At 64.6% G+C, this 16,493-nt stretch carries 17 protein-coding genes; 10 read left to right on the top strand and 7 right to left on the bottom strand.

The window, feature by feature from the left end:
* Positions 1–2 precede the first annotated feature (2 nt).
* From AC1DZU_RS01590 to AC1DZU_RS01570, 5 genes are read left to right on the top strand one after another with little or no spacing between them, the layout of a single operon-like run.
* Entirely contained in the window at positions 3–2,798 is a 2,796-nt protein-coding gene (locus tag AC1DZU_RS01590; RefSeq protein WP_477282189.1) for a molybdopterin-dependent oxidoreductase, read from the top strand.
* A complete protein-coding gene (locus AC1DZU_RS01585; protein ID WP_477281111.1) occupies positions 2,795–4,336 on the top strand; it encodes a 6-hydroxynicotinate reductase in 1,542 nt (513 codons plus the stop codon). Before AC1DZU_RS01590 ends, AC1DZU_RS01585 begins: the two co-directional genes overlap by 4 nt.
* Positions 4,336–5,217, top strand: coding sequence for a UPF0280 family protein (locus AC1DZU_RS01580; protein WP_477281109.1), 882 nt, complete (start codon positions 4,336–4,338; stop codon positions 5,215–5,217). Before AC1DZU_RS01585 ends, AC1DZU_RS01580 begins: the two co-directional genes overlap by 1 nt.
* Complete coding sequence (locus AC1DZU_RS01575) at positions 5,210–5,794, top strand: amino acid synthesis family protein (protein ID WP_477281107.1); 585 nt, start codon at positions 5,210–5,212, stop codon at positions 5,792–5,794. The genes AC1DZU_RS01580 and AC1DZU_RS01575 overlap by 8 nt, the downstream gene beginning before the upstream one ends.
* Positions 5,791–6,252: a MarR family winged helix-turn-helix transcriptional regulator gene (locus tag AC1DZU_RS01570; protein ID WP_477281105.1), complete on the top strand. Its 462-nt coding sequence runs from the start codon at positions 5,791–5,793 to the stop codon at positions 6,250–6,252. The genes AC1DZU_RS01575 and AC1DZU_RS01570 overlap by 4 nt, the downstream gene beginning before the upstream one ends.
* A gap of 39 nt (positions 6,253–6,291) precedes the next feature.
* Here the strand turns inward: AC1DZU_RS01570 and AC1DZU_RS01565 are convergent, their stop codons facing one another.
* The 4 genes from AC1DZU_RS01565 to AC1DZU_RS01550 all read right to left on the bottom strand — a co-directional run bounded on the left by AC1DZU_RS01565 (position 6,292) and on the right by AC1DZU_RS01550 (position 10,576).
* Positions 6,292–7,086: an inositol monophosphatase family protein gene (locus AC1DZU_RS01565; protein ID WP_477281103.1), complete on the bottom strand. Its 795-nt coding sequence runs from the start codon at positions 7,084–7,086 to the stop codon at positions 6,292–6,294.
* A 73-nt stretch (positions 7,087–7,159) separates the two neighbouring features.
* A complete protein-coding gene (locus AC1DZU_RS01560) occupies positions 7,160–8,161 on the bottom strand; it encodes an LLM class flavin-dependent oxidoreductase (protein ID WP_477281101.1) in 1,002 nt (333 codons plus the stop codon).
* Positions 8,162–8,229: 68 nt separating this feature from the next.
* Entirely contained in the window at positions 8,230–9,399 is a 1,170-nt protein-coding gene (locus AC1DZU_RS01555; RefSeq protein WP_477282187.1) for an AI-2E family transporter, read from the bottom strand.
* Between the two features lie 115 nt (positions 9,400–9,514).
* Positions 9,515–10,576 (bottom strand): LLM class flavin-dependent oxidoreductase, encoded by a 1,062-nt coding sequence (locus tag AC1DZU_RS01550; RefSeq protein ID WP_477281099.1) that lies wholly within the window; start codon positions 10,574–10,576, stop codon positions 9,515–9,517.
* A 221-nt stretch (positions 10,577–10,797) separates the two neighbouring features.
* Between AC1DZU_RS01550 and AC1DZU_RS01545 the strand changes: the two genes are divergently transcribed.
* On the top strand, positions 10,798–11,226 hold the full coding sequence (locus tag AC1DZU_RS01545) for a DUF6481 family protein (RefSeq protein WP_184872979.1): 429 nt from the start codon (positions 10,798–10,800) through the stop codon (positions 11,224–11,226).
* A gap of 184 nt (positions 11,227–11,410) precedes the next feature.
* On the opposite strand, the gene sugE is transcribed toward AC1DZU_RS01545, so the two are convergent.
* Positions 11,411–11,725: a quaternary ammonium compound efflux SMR transporter SugE gene (sugE, locus tag AC1DZU_RS01540; protein ID WP_477281096.1), complete on the bottom strand. Its 315-nt coding sequence runs from the start codon at positions 11,723–11,725 to the stop codon at positions 11,411–11,413.
* 199 nt (positions 11,726–11,924) lie between these two features.
* Positions 11,925–12,050: a hypothetical protein gene (locus AC1DZU_RS01535; RefSeq protein ID WP_013528464.1), complete on the bottom strand. Its 126-nt coding sequence runs from the start codon at positions 12,048–12,050 to the stop codon at positions 11,925–11,927.
* 212 nt (positions 12,051–12,262) lie between these two features.
* Here AC1DZU_RS01535 and AC1DZU_RS01530 point away from each other — a divergent pair, with 212 nt between their 5' ends.
* The 3 genes from AC1DZU_RS01530 (at position 12,263) to AC1DZU_RS01520 (ending at position 14,573) form a co-directional block, all read left to right on the top strand.
* Positions 12,263–13,072 carry a transglutaminase-like domain-containing protein gene (locus tag AC1DZU_RS01530; RefSeq protein WP_477281094.1) on the top strand — a complete coding sequence of 270 codons (810 nt, stop codon included), beginning with the start codon at positions 12,263–12,265 and terminating at the stop codon, positions 13,070–13,072.
* A 94-nt stretch (positions 13,073–13,166) separates the two neighbouring features.
* Positions 13,167–14,141, top strand: coding sequence for a cation diffusion facilitator family transporter (locus AC1DZU_RS01525; RefSeq protein ID WP_477281092.1), 975 nt, complete (start codon positions 13,167–13,169; stop codon positions 14,139–14,141).
* Positions 14,142–14,168: 27 nt separating this feature from the next.
* On the top strand, positions 14,169–14,573 hold the full coding sequence (locus AC1DZU_RS01520) for a GFA family protein (protein ID WP_477281090.1): 405 nt from the start codon (positions 14,169–14,171) through the stop codon (positions 14,571–14,573).
* Between the two features lie 13 nt (positions 14,574–14,586).
* Here AC1DZU_RS01520 and AC1DZU_RS01515 read toward each other — a convergent pair whose 3' ends face one another.
* Positions 14,587–15,858: a DNA recombination protein RmuC gene (locus AC1DZU_RS01515; RefSeq protein ID WP_477281088.1), complete on the bottom strand. Its 1,272-nt coding sequence runs from the start codon at positions 15,856–15,858 to the stop codon at positions 14,587–14,589.
* A 103-nt stretch (positions 15,859–15,961) separates the two neighbouring features.
* Between AC1DZU_RS01515 and def the strand changes: the two genes are divergently transcribed.
* Entirely contained in the window at positions 15,962–16,492 is a 531-nt protein-coding gene (gene def, locus AC1DZU_RS01510) for a peptide deformylase (RefSeq protein WP_477281086.1), read from the top strand.
* Position 16,493 lies beyond the last annotated feature (1 nt).

The raw sequence follows: 16,493 nt of genomic DNA, 5'->3' as shown, positions 1-16,493 counted from the left end.
AGATGCGTGAAACGCTGCCCGATCTCGGCGGCGTTCAGCCTCGCCTCGGTCCCGAGCGAGCTGACATCGCCTTCGAAGTGAATGGCGCCGCCATCTCGGTCAACGTGCCGCCGCTGCGTCGGCTGTCCTCCGTGCTGCGCGACGAACTGCTGTTGACCGGCACCAAGGTCGGCTGCGACGCCGGCGACTGCGGCGCCTGCACGGTGCTGGTCGACGGCGATCCGGTTTGCGCCTGCCTGATGTCGGCGGCTTCCGCCGCGGGAACAGCGGTTACAACAGTCGAGGGGCTCGCCAATGGCCGGCTGTCGGCGCTGCAGGCCTCGTTCCTCGACCATGGCGCGGCGCAATGCGGCATCTGCACGCCGGCGCTGCTGGTCGCGGCCACGGCATTGCTGGACAAGAAACCCAACCCGACCGAGACCGAGGTCCAGGACGCGCTGGGCGGCATCCTCTGCCGCTGCACCGGCTACCGGAAGATCATCGCGGCGGTAATGGATGCCTCCAAGCAAGCCGGAAGCCTCGATTTCCGCTTGCCTCGATCGGGCCATGCGATCGGCTCTTCGCCCATCCGGCTCGACGGCGTGCCGAAGGTCACCGGCGGTGAGAAATTCGGCGGCGATTCCTTTCCCGCCGATGCACTGGCCGTGCTGGTGGTGCGCTCGCCGCATTATCACGCGAGCTTCGCCTTTGGCGACCTCGGTGGCTGGGTGAAGGCGCATCCCGGCATCGCCGGCGTCTTCACCGCCGCCGACATTCCGGGAAAGAACTGTTTCGGCGTGATCGGCCCGTTCGCCGACCAGCCGGCGCTGGCCGAGGGTTTTGCGCGCCTTCGCGGCGAGGCGGTGGCGCTGGTCGCCGGCGAGCGAGAGGCCATCCTCGATCTCGACCTGTCGGATTTCCCAATCCGCTGGAGCGAGCTGCCGCATGTCCTGCAACCTTGCGAAGCACAGGCCAGCGGCGCCAGGCTGATCCATGACAACCGTCCGGCGAACCTGCTCACCTCCGGCTTTGTCGAGCTCGGCGATCCCGAGGCGGCGCTTGCCTGCGCTGCCATCACCGTGTCCGGCGCCATCGACACCTCCTATGTCGAGCACGCCTATATCGAGCCGGAAGCCGGCTATGCATATCTGGACGGCGACACGCTGGTCGTCGTCGCCTGCACGCAGGCGCCCTATATGGACCGTGACGAGACCGCGAAGGTGCTCGGCCTTGCCGTCGACAAGGTGCGCATCGTGCCGACCGCGACCGGTGGCGGCTTCGGCTCCAAGCTTGACGTTTCGCTGCAGCCTTTGATCGGCCTTGTGGCGCTGAAGACCGGCCGGCCGGCGGCACTCGCCTATACCCGCAACGAATCGATGATGTCGACCACCAAGCGCCATCCGGCCGAGATGAAGGCGACCATCGGCGCCGATGCCGACGGCCATGTTACCGGCATGATCTTTGCCGGCGACTTCAACACCGGCGCCTATGCCAGTTGGGGGCCGACGGTCGCCAACCGCGTGCCGGTGCATGCCTCCGGCCCGTATGCGACACCGAACTATCGCGCCGAGGGCCGCGCCATTCACACCCATGGGCCGATCTCCGGTGCCTTCCGCGGCTTCGGCGTGCCGCAAGCGACGATCATGCAGGAGACGCTCTATGACGAGCTTGCTGAGAGGCTCGGAATCGACCGGCTCGAATTTCGCCTGAAAAACTGCCTTCGGAACGGCTCCGAAACGGTTACTGGACAACGGCTGGATTCCGGCGTCGGCATTGCCGAATGCCTGGAATCCCTGCAGCCGCATTGGGCGCGGGCGAAGGGCGATGCGAGTGCATTCAACGATACCAACAGGGATAAAAAGCGCGGCGTTGGTGTGGCTTCCTGCTGGTATGGCTGCGGCAACACCTCGCTGCCCAACCCGTCGACCATCCGCGTCGGCATCGCGGCTTGCGGCGACGTCGTCCTGCATCAGGGCGCCGTCGATATCGGCCAGGGCTCGAACACGGTCATCACCCAGATCTGCGCCGACGCGCTTGGCCTGCCACTGGAGAAATTCCGGCTGAAAAGCGCCGATACCGCCATCAGCCCCGATGCCGGCAAGACATCGGCCTCGCGGCAGACTTTCGTGACCGGCAAGGCGGCCGAAAAGGCGGGCCGTGCCTTGCGCGAAAAGATCCTGCGTTTTGCCAACGTCTCGGAGAAGGCATCGCTGCAACTGGACGGCGCGGCGATCGTCATCCGCGAGGGTGAGGCCACGCGCCACATCGATCTCGCGGCATTGGACGTGGATGCCGATGGCTTCGTCTTCCGCGCCGAGGAAAGCTACGACCCGCCGACGCTGCCGCTCGACGCCAAGGGCCAGGGCAAGCCCTATGCGGTCTATGGCTACGGTGCGCAGATTGCCGAGCTCGAAGTCGATCTCAAGCTCGGCACGGTAAAGCTGATCAAGATCACCGCGGCGCACGATGTCGGCAAAGCGATCAACCCGCTGCTGGTCGAGGGCCAGATCGAAGGCGGCATCGCGCAAGGCATCGGCATGGCGCTGATGGAAGAGTATATCCCCGGCCGTACCGAGAATTTGCACGACTACCTCATTCCGACCATTGGCGACGTGCCGCCGATCGAGACCATCCTAATCGAGGTTCCCGACCCCGAAGGACCGTTCGGCGCAAAGGGCCTGGGCGAGCATGTGCTGATCCCGACAGCGCCGGCGATCCTCAACGCCATCCGCGACGCCACCGGCGTTCTGGTCACCAAGGTTCCGGCGACGCCGACGCGCATCCGCGCCGCCATTCGCGAAAAGGAGGCACGCCCATGAGCGAGCTTGCCGAACGCTTCGAGACGCACGATCCCGGCGAAAAGCAGGTGGCGGAGAAGATCCGCTGCGATGCCTGCCCGGTAATGTGCTACATCGCCGACGGCCGTACCGGCGCCTGCGACCGCTACGGCAATGTCGGCGGCAGGATCGTGCGCATGGACCCGCTGACCATCCTCGACCACGCGGCCGAGGCCGGCGCGGCCATGGTGCCGTTTGTTGCTGAGGGTGAGGCATGGGACGGCGAGCTGGTCAACACCGGCCGCCGCTTCGTCACCGCCATCGGTGCGGGCACCACCTATCCCGACTACAAGCCGGCCCCATTCATCGTCAGCCAGCAAGTCGAGGGCGTCGATCTCGTCACCGTCGTCACCGAGGGCATCTTCTCCTACTGCGGCGTCAAGGTGAAGATCGACACCGACCGTCATATCGGACCCGAAACGGCTACAGTGCGCGCCGGGGGCGAGGCGATCGGCCATGTCACGACGGGCGAATACGGCTCGCAGATGCTGTCGCTGGGCGGCGTGCATCACCTGACCGGCGGCTCGAAGTCGGAAGGCCGGGCCACCTGCGATGCGCTGCTCAATCTGTGCAACCGCAAGCCGGTGGAGCTCAGCATCGACGGCGGCGCCACGGTCATCGTCGAAGCCGGCAAACCACCGGTTATCGACGGCAAACAGGAACACCGCATGCGGGTCGGCTGCGGGTCGGCCACCATCGGCATGTTCGCCACGCAATGGCGGGGGCTGGTCGACGAGGTGGTGGTGGTCGACGACCACATCACCGGCGTCGTGTCCGAGCATCAGGCCGGCAAGGTGCTGGGCTGGCAGGACACAGGCATAAAGATCATCGGCCGCCGCTCGACGCCGGGCCGCTATTTCAAGGTGTCCGAGCCCGGCCTCGGCTGGGGCGGCACCAGCATATCCGACCCGCTGTCGATCCTCGGCGAATGGAACGCCAAGAAGGGCGCGCAGCCGGGCCTGTCGCTACTGATGGTTTCGACCACCGGCGAGCAGTTTGCCTATTACGAACTCGATGACGACTTGAAGCCGGTGCAGAAACCGTTTCCAGAGCGGCTGCAAAAGTCCGTCGGGCTGATCGAGGACAATTGCGAGCCGGCGCTGTGCACCGTGCTGTTCATCGGCGGCGCCGGTGGTTCGCTGCGCGCTGGCGTCACTGAAAACCCGGTCAATCTCACCCGTTCCGTGCAAGGGCTGACCACCTATGTGACGGTCGGTGGCGCGCCGGTCTATGTCTGGCCAGGCGGCGGCATCACGCTGATGGTCGATGTCACGCGGGTGCCGGAAGGCGCCTTTGGTTATGTGCCGACCCCGGCGCTGGTGGCGCCGATCGAATTCACCCTGCGCCGCGACGACTATGTCAGGCTTGGCGGCTACGAGGCCGAAATCCGCAGCGTCGAGGATATCGTCGCCAAGGGCGGCGAATATCTCAATCCGCGCCGCGGCACGGGTGCCGCGGCCGGCAATCCATGGCCGCCGCTGGCACAATTGCACCGTGTTCGCTCCAACGGGGCCGGGTGATGTCCGGCCCGCAAGCGCATTGGCTGCAGGACGGCAAGCGGCTGCATCTGAACCACGGGCCGATCGACCTGATCGTCGAGGCCTTTGGTGAGGCGCAGGAATGCCGCCAGGCCTATGAGCGGGCGGTAGCGCGTTTCCAGACCATCTTGCCGGAGCTGGTCGAGGAATTGCCTGAATTGCGCCGCCCGGCTGCGCTGCGGCCGCGCGCTTTCGCCGGTTCGACAGCGCAGCGCATGGAAGCGGCGGTCGTGCCCTTGGCGAAAGATTTCATCACACCGATGGCCGCAGTGGCCGGTTCGGTAGCCGACGAAATTCTCGAGGCGATGCTTGCCGGCCGGAAGCTCGACCGCGCCTATGTCAACAATGGCGGCGACAGCGCCATCCATCTTGACGCCGGCCAGTCGATGACGCTTGCCATCGCCGGCACCGGACACGGTCTCGCCGACCGCGTCGTAATCCATTCCGGGGATGGCGTACGCGGCGTCGCCACCAGCGGCTGGCGTGGACGCTCGTTTTCGCTTGGCATCGCCGATGCCGTCACCGTGCTGGCGCGGACCGCGGCCGAAGCTGATGCCGCCGCGACGCTGATTGCCAATGCCGTCGACCTGGCCGGCCATCCGGCCATCCGGCGCGTGCCGGCGCGCGACCTGGCGCCGGACAGCGACCTTGGCGACAGGTTGGTGACGCAAGAGGTCAACCGGCTTTCCTCAGAGGAAATCGCCACGGCGCTGGACGGCGGACTTGCCGTCGCCGAAGATTTCCGCCGCAGGGGATTGATCGCCGCATCGGCGCTGTTTCTTGCCGGCCAGACCCGCATCAGTGGTTCCATGGCGCTCGCCGCGCCCGACAAAAGTCCAGGGAAGGAAGTTGCCCATGCCTGAGTTTCCTATCCGCAAGATCGCGGTTCTGACGGAAGAGATCTTTCACGACGGCGGGCCAGTGGCCAAGGTGCCGCGCCGGCGCGCTGCCGCCATGGCGCTAGTCAGGAACCCGTTCGCCGGGCGCTATGTCGAGGAGTTGCAGAGCGCCATGGACGATCTGAAGCCGCTCGGCCTGCTGTTGGCCGACCGGCTGATCGCGGCGCTCGGCGGCGACGTGAAGCAGATCGACGGCTATGGCAAGGGCGCCATTGTCGGCACATCAGGCGAACTCGAACACGGCGCGCTGTGGCATGTGCCTGGTGGATACGCCATGCGCGAACGGCTCGGCGACGCCAAGGCGATCGTGCCGTCGGCAAAGAAGGTCGGCGCCTTCGGCTCCAGGCTCGACGTGCCGCTCGGCCATATCAATGCCGCCTATGTGCGCAGCCATTTCGACGCCATGGAAGTCGGCATCAGCGACGGCCCGCGCCCCGACGAGATCCTGTTCTGCCTGGCCATGACCTGTGGCCCACGCGTGCACGACCGCATGGGCGGCCTGGCGGCCGGGGATATCAAGGCCTGGGACGGGCTGCGGTGAGCGCCGAGGACAATCTGCTGAAGCTGGTCGAGGCCGAAGAGCCTGACGAGAACGACTATCGCTTGCAGGAGCAGGTCGGGTTCATCCTGCGCAAGGCGCATCAGCGCCATGTCTCGATCTTCGCCGCCCATATCGCCGATCTGACGCCGCCGCAATTCGCGGCACTGGCCAAGCTGCGCGATGTCGGCGAGACCTCGCAGAACCAGCTCGGCACGCTGATTGCCATGGACGCGGCGACGGTGAAGGGTGTCATCGACCGGCTGAAGGCGCGCGGCTTGGTCGATCTCTCCAAGCATGAGGTCGACAAGAGGCGGCTGCTGGTCAATTTGACCGCTGAAGGCCGCGACGCGGTCGAACGCCTGATCCCGCTTGCCCGCGACATCACCCAGGAAACACTGGCGCCGCTCTCGGCCAAGGAGATTGTCACATTCATGAAGCTGCTGGCCAAGCTGGCCTGAATCCTGACAGGCCCGAGCGTCTTTCACACAAGATGGCGTTCAGAGCTTGAACGCCTCCGAAGAAAGCTCCCGCAGCTTTGGGAAGACGCCCTTGCCGCCCGTTATGACCAGCGTTCCGTCCCGGAGCACCGTCTTCGGATCGGGCTTAACAACCATGCCGCCGGCTTCCTCGACCAGAAGCATGCCGGCCAGGCAATCCCACGCGTTCATGTGCTCCTCGACATAGCCGAGCAGGCGGCCGGCGGCGACATAGGCGAGCATCAAGGCGCCGGATGCGTTGCGGAAGAAGACACCGCCCTCGGCCAGCAGCAGGCGGACCAGCACGGCGACATTTTCTGTGTCGGCGCGGTTTGAAAATCCGGTCCCGACGGATCCTTCTTCCAGGCTGGTGACCGCGCTGGTCCCGATCGGCCTGCCGTTGACGAAGGCGCCACCGCCGAGCCGGCCGTGAAACGTCTCGCCGGTCGACGGTTCGTGGATCACGCCAACCGCGGTCTCGCCATGCAGGGCGCAGGCGATCACCACGCACCAGGCCGGGATGCCGCGCACGAAATTGGCGGTGCCGTCGATGGGATCGATCACCCAGACATAGCCGGTCGAACCCGCGACCGACGCATGCTCCTCGCCGACGATGCCGTCTTGCGGATAGTCGGCGGCAATGGCGGCGCGGATGAACAGCTCGACCTCGCGGTCTGCTTCAGAAACCAGGTCCTGATGGCCCTTGCTCTCGATGGTCAGGCTGTCGAGGTCGCGGAAGTACTTCAGGCCGAGTTCGCCGGCACGCCGCGCCAGTTCGATGGCAAACTGCATGCGTGCGTCATGGTCATTTTTCATGGGCGGAGCTCGATCTTGCGGAAGGGTGCCCCGCCCTTAGCAGAAGCACCCTTTATTCTCCAAGCCAAGAATATCAGGCCGCCTGCGACAGCGATTTGTGGGCCTCGGCCAGGATCTCGAACGACCGCACGCGGGCCGCGTGGTCGAAGATCTGCGCGGTGACCATCAGCTCGTCGGCGCCGGTGCGGCGCACGAACGCGTCGATGCCTTGCCGGACCGTTTCCGGAGACCCGACGACCGCGCAGGACAGCGCCTGGCCAAGCATGGTCTTGGCCATCGGATCGAGATCGCGGTCATAGTTCTCGACCGGCGGCGGCAGCCGACCGGGCCGGCCGGTGCGTAGATTGACGAGAGCCTGTTGCAGCGAGGTGAACAGCAAGCGCGCCTCGGCATCGGTGGGCGCAACAAAGACGTTGAGGCCGAGCATCACATGCGGCTTGTCGAGCTGTCCCGACGGCTGGAAACGCGAGCGGTAGACGTCCAGCGCATGGTCGAGTTCCGCCGGCGCGAAATGCGAGGCAAAGGCATAGGGCAGGCCGAGCATGGCGGCGAGCTGCGCTCCGTAGAGGCTGGAACCGAGTATCCAGATCGGCACGTTCTGGCCCTCGCCCGGCACGGCGCGGATGCGCTGGCCTTCCTCGGCCGGCTGGAAGTAGCCCATCAGCTCGACGACATCCTGCGGGAAATTGTCGACGCCGGCCTCGAGGTTGCGGCGCAAGGCGCGTGCCGTGCCCATGTCGGTACCGGGCGCGCGGCCGAGGCCGAGATCGATGCGGCCCGGATGCAAGGCGGCCAGCGTGCCGAACTGTTCGGCAATCACCAGCGGCGAATGGTTGGGCAGCATGATGCCGCCGGCGCCGACACGAATGGTCCTGGTGCCGCCGGCGACATGGGCAATGACGACCGCGGTGGCGGCACTGGCGATGCCCGGCATGTTGTGATGCTCGGCCAGCCAATAGCGCTTGTAGCCCAGCCGCTCGGCATGACGGGCAAGATCGAGCGAATTGGCGAGCGACTGCGAGGCATCGCTGCCTTCGATGATCGGCGACAGGTCGAGAACGGAAAGAGCGGTCATGAACGGGATCCTGTGTAGGGACCGCATGTAGGGAGCGCCCGGCGACGCCGCAAATTCAAAAATATTGATCAGCTCTTTGCGGATTCCGTGTCGGCGATGTCATCGTCCACGACGACGGCCGTATGCTGCGCGGCGAGGAAGTTGCCGACAGGGCTGAGCCCGTCGAAATGATCGCAGAACACCTTGATGACGACCAGCAGCGGCACGGCCATCAAGGCGCCTACGAAACCCCAGAGCCACGACCAGAATGCGATGGCGATGAAGATCGCCACGGCGTTGATCTCAAGGCGGCGGCCGACCACCATCGGTGTCACGAACTGGCCTTCGACGATGTCGCACACCAGCACGAAGGCCGGCGCCAGCAGCGCGTAGGAGATGGTGTCGAAGCTGATCAGCGCCATGATCGCGACCAGAACGATGGTCATCAGCGCCCCAACATAAGGCAGGAAGTTGAACAGGGCGGCGGCGACGCCCCAGACCAGCGGGTTGGGCATGCCGAGCGCCCACAAGCCAAGGCCAGTGACCGTGCCAAGGCCGGCATTGATGATGGTGACGGTGAGCAGATAGTGCGAAATTTCCCGTTCCACGTCATAGACGACGCGCAGCGCCCGCTTCTTTTCACTGAGGCTGGCGAAGGACTGGATGATCTTCTCATAAAACATCGTGCCTGAAGCGAGCAGGAACAGCGACAGCACGAAGATGATGGTGAGGCCTGTTCCCGCCGACAGGATGTTGCTGGCCGCCGAGGACAGGATGCCTGATTGGGCGACCGCCACCTTCTGGATGCCGGCCTCCTGCGACGTCTCGGTCAGTTGCTCGATCTGGTGCGAGATCTGCATGATCCTCTCGAACGGACGCCGCAATTGCGCCAGGCGTTCGGTAAGCTGCTGGCCGATCGACGAGGTGTTGTTGATGAGGTCGATGACCGGGCCGCTGAGCAGATAACCGGCGCTGGCAAAGATGCATAGCGACAACAGCACCAAGAGGGTCGCCGAAATCACCTCGGGGATACCATGCTTGCGCAGCAGCCGGACGATCGGCGTCAGCGTCAACGCCAAGAGGAAAGCCAGGGTCACCGGCATGAAGAAGGCGCGGGCGAAGTAAAGCGCGTAGATAGCCATGAACAGGAAGATGCCGATGAGCAGCGAACGCATCAGATGCGTGTCCGCGCGAGCCGCGACGCGCGGGTCTTCAGCCTCGGCAACGCCTGTGCCCAAAGCGGCGGGTTCGGCTTTCATCATGGACCCTCACCGGCGCACCGCAATTGGTGCAATCCGTTGACGAAAACGCCTCTACCGCCGCTTGGGTTCCGTTAGCCGGGCACAAGGCCCGGAGCGCGGACCTCCCGCTGACCTATGCAACGGGCGCCGGCACCGCGGGCGCGGACTTCGCTGTTTCCTTGCGTACGATCGGCGCCACCCTGGTGCCGTAGAGCTCGATCGCCTTCATTATCTTGGCATGCGGCATGGTGCCGATCGCCATCTGGAGCAGGAAGCGGTCATTGCCGAATATCCTGTGCTGGGCGACGATCTTCTCGGCCACCTGCTCGGGATTGCCGACGAACAGTGCGCCATTGGGGCCACGCGACTGATCGAAATGCGCCCGCGACGTCGGGCCCCAGCCGCGCTCGCGACCGATGCGGTTCATCACTTCGGCCTGTGGGCCGTAGAAATCATCGGCCGCCTGCTCGGTCGTTTCGGCAATGAAGCCGTGCACGTTGATGCTGGTGGCGAGGCTTGCCGGATCGTTGCCGGCGCGCTTGGCCGCCTCCCGGTAGAGATCGAACAGCGGCGCGAAACGCGCCGGCTCGCCGCCGATGATGGCGAGCGCCAGCGGCAGGCCGAGGGCCCCGGCGCGCGCTGCCGATTGCGGCGTGCCGCCAATAGCGATCCAGACCGGCAGCCTGGCCTGGAACGGCCTGGGATAGACGCCGCGATCGTTGATCGGCGCGCGCAGATTGCCGGACCAGGTGACCTTCACATGATCGCGGATGGCAAGCAGGAGGTCGAGCTTTTCGGCGAACAGCTCGTCATAGTCTTCGAGATTGTAACCGAACAGCGGGAAGGATTCGATGAACGAGCCGCGCCCGGCCATGATCTCGGCGCGGCCGCCCGACAGAAGATCGAGTGTGGCGAACTGTTGGAAGACGCGCACCGGATCGTCGGAGGACAGAACGGTGACCGCGCTGGTCAGCCTGATGCGCTTCGAGCGCTCGGCGGCAGCGGCCAGCGCCACGACCGGTGCGGAGGCGGCATAGTCAGGCCGGTGATGCTCGCCGAGACCGAAGACGTCGAGGCCGACCTGGTCGGCCAGTTCGACCTCCTCAATCAGGTTGCGCAGCCGTTCATGCGGGCCAATCGCGCCGGGGCCCTGCTGTGGGCTGACGTCGGCGAAGGTGTAGAGACCGAGTTCCATTCGAATGTCATCCTGGTGTTGGAGTTTCGGGCTAGAGGTAGCCATCGACCCGCCTCGCCGCCAGAGGGGCGGACGGTGAACAGTGCATGCCGGTTCCGGTCGAAAATACGTCTCCCAGGTGCAACATTGCGGAATTTCATGGCTGGCATGCCGTTTTGGCGCTTGAACTCTCGGCATTCGCGCGTATGTAAGCCTCGCGAATTGACTTCAGGGAAGTGGACTTGGCTATCTACAGGGAAAAAGACATTTTCGAGCGGCGCAATGCCGCAAACGAGGCAAAGAAGGCGCTTCTGGAGCGCTTCAAGTCAAAGCCGGCAGCAGACGATCCGACGGTGCTGGCACGACAGGCCGAACGCAAGGCAATCCTTGAGGCTCGCCAGATACGCGAGGCTGAAAAGGCCAGGCTAAAGCAGGAAAAGCTGGCACGCGAGGCGGTCGAGAAGGCCGAGCGCGAGGCAGCAGCCGAAGCGGCACGCATCGCGGCCGAAGAGGCAGCGCAGGCTGAAGCCAAGATTCGGGAAGCCGAAGAAAACGAGCGCATCGCCCGTTTGCTGGCCGACGAAGCCGAACGCAAGGCCAAGCGCGACGCGCGTTATGCGGCGCGCAAGCAGCGCACGGGCAGGACGCCTCCAGGCTTCTCCGCGCGCTAGCCTCCCAGCAACGGAGCAATCTGCTTCGAAGATCAGGGTCGCCTTGCAGCGGCCCTGAACGTGTTTGTCCACTGCCTGTCGCCCAAAAGTGGCTTCCGGTTTGGGAGGACGGCGTGCGCAGGAACAGCACCCCAAAGCACGCCATCTGAATCCCGTTCAAACGCGACGCGCTTTGTTGGTATGATCAGGCGGCGAACTTCAGCCCCATGATGCCACAGACGATGAGCGCGATGCAGGCCAGCCTGATCGCGGTGGCCGGCTCGCCGAGCAGCCAGATGCCGAGCAGTGCCGTGCCGACGGTACCGATGCCCGTCCACACCGCGTAGGCGGTGCCGACGGGCAGCGCCTTCAGCGCCAGGCCTAGCAGAGCGAGGCTGACGATCATCGAGGCAACGGTCAGCACGGTGGGCACCAGCTTCGAGAAGCCGTCCGTGTATTTGAGGCCGATTGCCCAGCCGATCTCGAACAGGCCGGCAAAAAACAGAAGAGTCCACGCCATCGACAACGCTCCATCAAGGCATCGGACCGAATTCGGATTCCGATGCTCATCAACAATTGCGGGTCGTCCCGGCCGGATTATCGGGGAAAGTGCGAGGTCGTCCCCGCCCCGCCAATATAAGAAATTCGAGCGCTCGATCAACAGCGACCGGCAACAACGTTGCCGGTCGCAATCCCGTTCGGACGGGTTTTGACCGGACCTACTTGTCCTTGAGCTTCATCGCCTTGACGGGCGGCGCCTTCAAGGCTGGAGCCGGGGCGGGCTTCTTGGCATCCTTCTTCGGCTTGCGGGCTTCCTTGCCTGCCTTCATCGCACCTTTAGCCATGATTCGTTCCTCCGATTGCGGGAAGCGAAGTGAAACAAGAGAAACGTCCGACTGCAAGAGGCTAGCGCCAGTCGACGCCGCCAGCCGACCGCTTTCAACCGGTTTCAAATTTGCTCGTAAACCATGCCGGTCCGTGCCATGGTCATCTTCGCACTGCAGCATCAGCCCGGCCTTCCGCCAAGCGATGAACAGGCAGGCCGGTCAGGACGACAATGCGAATCCACATCGGCTGCGAGATGAGCTTCGACTTTCCGCAGGAAACGCCGCTCATCGCAATGCTGAATGTCCACTATTCCCGCGCCTCCGACCTCGAGCGGCCCGACTTCTTGACCTCCAACCCGCCAGTGCCGATCGAGAGTTATCGCGACAGTTTCGGCAATTGGTGCAACCGGTTCGTCGCTCCGCCAGGGCGGTTCACCTTCGGCACCGACGCGGTGATCCGCGATCCCGGCACCTTCGAGATGGGCGACCTGATGGCCTGGCAGCACGAGGTGCGCGACCTGCCGGCGGATACGCTGCTGTTTCTGCTGCCCAGCCGCTTTTGCGAGAGCGACCTTCTGGCGAGCGAGGCGTGGCGGCTGTTCGGCCACACGCCGCTCGGCATTGCGCGTGTGCAGGCGGTCTGCGACTTCGTCCACAATCATATCGTCTTCAACTACGGCAATGCGCGGCCGACACGTACCGCGGCGGAAGCCTATCGCGAACAGAGTGGTGTCTGCCGCGACTTCGCGCATCTCGCGGTTACCTTCTGCCGGGCGCTCAACATCCCGACGCGCTACTGCACCGGCTACATCAGCGACATCGGCACGCCAAAGCCGTGGTCGAGCATGGATTTCGCCGCCTGGATGGAAGTCTATCTCGGCGGCCGCTGGCATGCCTTCGACCCGCGCAACAATGCGCCGCGCATCGGCCGCATCCTGATCGCCTCCGGTCGCGACGCCGCCGACGTGCCGCTGACCCATATCTTCGGGCCGGGCACGCTCGCCGGTTTCAAAGTTTGGACCGACGAGATCGTCGAATAGCCGACCGAACGAGCCGACGGTTCGCGCGTTGTGTTGTCTTGTGGAGCTTTGACGGGCTGGCCGTTAGACTGGCTCCTTGAACGGGGGCAGCATCATGGCCGGGCATGGCGGCTCAAAGAGGGTGATCTACGCGGCGCTCGCCGGCAATCTCGCCATCGCATTGACCAAGTTCGCTGCCGCTTTCTTCACCGGCAGTTCGGCGATGCTGTCGGAAGGCGTGCACTCCCTGGTCGATACCGGCAATGGCGGCCTGCTGCTCTATGGCATGCACCGCGCCGCCCGCCCGCCCGATCGGACGCATCCGCTCGGACACGGCCGCGAACTCTATTTCTGGAGTTTCATCGTCGCCCTTCTGGTCTTCGCACTGGGCGCCGGCGTCTCCTTCTACGAAGGTGTGATCCACATCATGGCGCCGGAGCCGGTGGTCAACGCCAAGGTGAACTACATCGTTCTTGGCCTGTCCTTCCTGTTCGAGGGCAGCTCCTGGCTGGTGGCGCTGAAAGAGTTCCGCCAGCAGAAGGGCAAGCAAGGCTGGTTACAGGCCGTGCAGTCGAGCAAGGACCCCAGCGTCTACACCGTGCTGTTCGAGGACAGCGCAGCCTTGCTCGGCCTGATCGTCGCCTTCGCCGGCATCCTTGCGGCGGAGCTGCTGGAGATGCCGGAGCTCGACGGCGCCGCCTCGATCGGCATTGGGCTGATCCTGGGCGCGACGGCGATCTTCCTGGCCCGCGAAAGCAAGGGGCTGCTGATCGGCGAGCCGGCCTCCCCAGAGGTGCAGGGACAAGTGCTGGCGATCGTCCAGCAGGATCCGGCGGTGCAGCAGGCGAACGGCGTTCTGACCGTCCACATGGGACCGCAAGAGATCGTCGCTGCTCTCAGCATCGAGTTCGAGGATCACCTGACGGCGCCGGAGATCGAAGCCTGTGTGGAGCGCCTGGAGGCGCGGCTGAAGACAGAGATGCCGGAGATCGCCAGGCTGTTCGTCAAGCCGCAGACGACCGGGACCTGGGAACGGAGGCGCAAGATTGTTGAAGCCGCGTCGGGAGACGAGCCGGATCGGGCCGGTTAAGATGCCGGCGAAGCAGGGAGAAACAAGATGAGAATCGACGGCGGCTGCCACTGTGGCGCCATCACCTACGAGGCGGAGGTCGACCTGGAAAAGACCTCGATCTGCCACTGCACCGACTGCCAGAAACTGACCGGCACGGCCTTTCGGGTGACTGTTCCGGCGCCTGAGGATCACTACCGGATCACCAAAGGTACGCCGAAAATCTATGTCAAGACCGGGGCGAGCGGTGCCAAGCGCGCCCAGGCCTTTTGCGCCGACTGCGGTTCGCACCTTTACGCCACGTCGGTTGGAGATGGTCCAAAGGTCTATGGAATTCGAGCGGGAACCGCACGGCAACGCGAAGATTTGATCCCGACACAGCAGAAATGGCACAGTTCAGCGCTGCACTGGCTGCCGGAATTCCAGGGCATGACCACAGTGGAGGAGCAATAGCGCTCCTCAGGTGTCAGTCGTCGCCTTCGACGACCCTCAGCCTGAGCTGCCCGGTCTTCGAATCGGCGACGCGGGTCCCTGTCTCGACCTTCGCGGCGGCAGCCCGTGGCGCGGCGTCCGGGCCGGCATCCCCGTCGGGCTGCGCGCCGAACTCCAGCGCCTCGATCTTCTGGCCGCGCCTGGTGACCTTCGACGTCGAGACAAGGATGTCGTCGATGTCCTTGGTCGACTGGCCGAAATGGACCTGCAGCTTGCGCACGCGCTCGTCGACGCGCGCAACGTCTTCCATCAGCCGGATAACCTCGCCCTGGATGAGATGCGCCTGTTCGCGCATGCGGGCGTCCTTGAGGATCGCCTGGATGACCTGGATCGACAGCATCAGCAGCGACGGCGAGACGATGACGACGCGGGCGCGGTGCGCCTTGTGGACGATGGCCTCGAAATTCTCGTGGATCTCGGCGAACACCGATTCCGACGGCACGAACATGAAGGCGGTGTCCTGCGTCTCGCCCTGGATCAGATATTTCTCGGATATATCACGGACATGGATTTCGATGTCGCGGCGGAAGGCCTGGGCAGCAACCTTCTGCAGGTCGGCGCCATCGGCGGCGCGGATGGCGTTCCAGGCTTCGAGCGGAAATTTGGCATCGATGGCAAGCGACGGCGCGCCATTCGGCATCTTCACCAGGCAGTCCGGCCGGCTGCCGTTCGACAGCGTTGCCTGGAACTCGTAGGCGCCATGCGGCAGGCCATCGGCAACGATCGCCTCCATGCGCGATTGGCCGAAGGCGCCGCGCGTCTGCTTGTTGGACAGGATTGCCTGCAATTGCACGACCTGGCCGGCAAGCGACTGGATGTTGCCTTGAGCGGTGTCGATGATCGCCAGCCGTTCCTGCAATTTGGCCAGGCTCTCATGCGTGGATTTGGTCTGCTCGGTCATGGTCTGGCCGATGCGGCCGGTCATGGCGTCGAGGCGCTGGCCGATCGACTGCGTCAGCTCGGCTTGGCGTGCTCCGAACACTTCGGCGATGGCGCCCATGCGGCCCTGCATCTCGGCCTGGCTTTGCAAGATGCCGGCCATTCGTGCCTCGGCGTCGCGGGCATGATCGGCGGCCTCAGCGGCGGCGACGGCGCGTGCCTTGGCCGACCGCCACAGCGCGATGACAAGCGCCACGAACAGGCCGAGAAACAGCAATGCGCCGACGGCCAGCGCATGGCCGAGCGTGATCGTGGAGGCGCCAAGCCGGGCGACAGGCTCCGAAAGGATGGATGTCAGATCATTCATGTGGACAGCATAGCCGATTCGCGGGGCTGGCACAGATCAAAACGTGAACGGCGCCCCGGCGCCCCGGTTGACGCTTTTCGCTGGAGGTCTTAGGTGGAACGCCATGCCGATCAAGCCGCTCATCATCCTTCCCGACCCCATCCTGCGCCAGGTTTCGAAGCCGGTGGAGCGCGTCGACGGGACTTTGCGCAAATTAGCCGACGACATGCTGGCGACCATGTATGACGCGCCCGGCATCGGGCTCGCGGCTATCCAAATCGGCGAACCAGTGCGCATGCTGGTGATCGATCTGGCCAAGGAAGACGAGACGCCGGCACCGCATGTCTTCATCAACCCGGAAATCCTGAGCAGCGCCGACACGCGCTCGGTCTACGAGGAAGGCTGCCTGTCGATCCCGGACTACTACGCCGAGGTCGAACGCCCGGCAGGCGTGCGGGTCAAATATCTCGACCGCGACGGCAAGCTGCAGGAGATCGAGGCCGAGGGGCTGATGGCGACCTGCCTGCAGCACGAGATCGACCACCTCAATGGTGTCTTGTTCATCGACCACATCTCGAAGCTGAAGCGCGACATGGTGGTGAAGAAGTTCAAGAAGCTGGCCAGGGACAAAGTGCCGGGCAAGATGGTGGGATAGG

The sequence above is a fragment of the Mesorhizobium sp. P2_A12 genome (assembly GCF_056405075.1).
The sequence above is the reverse complement of the archived record's forward strand: the minus strand, read 5'-3'. Positions and strand labels throughout refer to the sequence as shown.

Excerpts from the sequence above, each read along its gene's own strand:
- AC1DZU_RS01585 (WP_477281111.1), top strand. The coding sequence starts at position 2,795 with ATGAGCGAGCTTGCCGAACGCTTCGAGACGCACGATCCCGGCGAAAAG.
- AC1DZU_RS01560 (WP_477281101.1), bottom strand. The coding sequence starts at position 8,161 with ATGACCGCTCTTTCCGTTCTCGACCTGTCGCCGATCATCGAAGGCAGC.
- AC1DZU_RS01550 (WP_477281099.1), bottom strand. The coding sequence starts at position 10,576 with ATGGAACTCGGTCTCTACACCTTCGCCGACGTCAGCCCACAGCAGGGC.
- AC1DZU_RS01590 (WP_477282189.1), top strand. The coding sequence starts at position 3 with ATGCGTGAAACGCTGCCCGATCTCGGCGGCGTTCAGCCTCGCCTCGGT.
- AC1DZU_RS01530 (WP_477281094.1), top strand. The coding sequence starts at position 12,263 with ATGCGAATCCACATCGGCTGCGAGATGAGCTTCGACTTTCCGCAGGAA.
- AC1DZU_RS01575 (WP_477281107.1), top strand. The coding sequence starts at position 5,210 with ATGCCTGAGTTTCCTATCCGCAAGATCGCGGTTCTGACGGAAGAGATC.
- AC1DZU_RS01535 (WP_013528464.1), bottom strand. The coding sequence starts at position 12,050 with ATGGCTAAAGGTGCGATGAAGGCAGGCAAGGAAGCCCGCAAGCCGAAG.
- AC1DZU_RS01580 (WP_477281109.1), top strand. The coding sequence starts at position 4,336 with ATGTCCGGCCCGCAAGCGCATTGGCTGCAGGACGGCAAGCGGCTGCAT.
- AC1DZU_RS01525 (WP_477281092.1), top strand. The coding sequence starts at position 13,167 with ATGGCCGGGCATGGCGGCTCAAAGAGGGTGATCTACGCGGCGCTCGCC.
- AC1DZU_RS01515 (WP_477281088.1), bottom strand. The coding sequence starts at position 15,858 with ATGAATGATCTGACATCCATCCTTTCGGAGCCTGTCGCCCGGCTTGGC.
- AC1DZU_RS01520 (WP_477281090.1), top strand. The coding sequence starts at position 14,169 with ATGAGAATCGACGGCGGCTGCCACTGTGGCGCCATCACCTACGAGGCG.
- AC1DZU_RS01555 (WP_477282187.1), bottom strand. The coding sequence starts at position 9,399 with ATGAAAGCCGAACCCGCCGCTTTGGGCACAGGCGTTGCCGAGGCTGAA.
- sugE (WP_477281096.1), bottom strand. The coding sequence starts at position 11,725 with ATGGCGTGGACTCTTCTGTTTTTTGCCGGCCTGTTCGAGATCGGCTGG.
- def (WP_477281086.1), top strand. The coding sequence starts at position 15,962 with ATGCCGATCAAGCCGCTCATCATCCTTCCCGACCCCATCCTGCGCCAG.
- AC1DZU_RS01565 (WP_477281103.1), bottom strand. The coding sequence starts at position 7,086 with ATGAAAAATGACCATGACGCACGCATGCAGTTTGCCATCGAACTGGCG.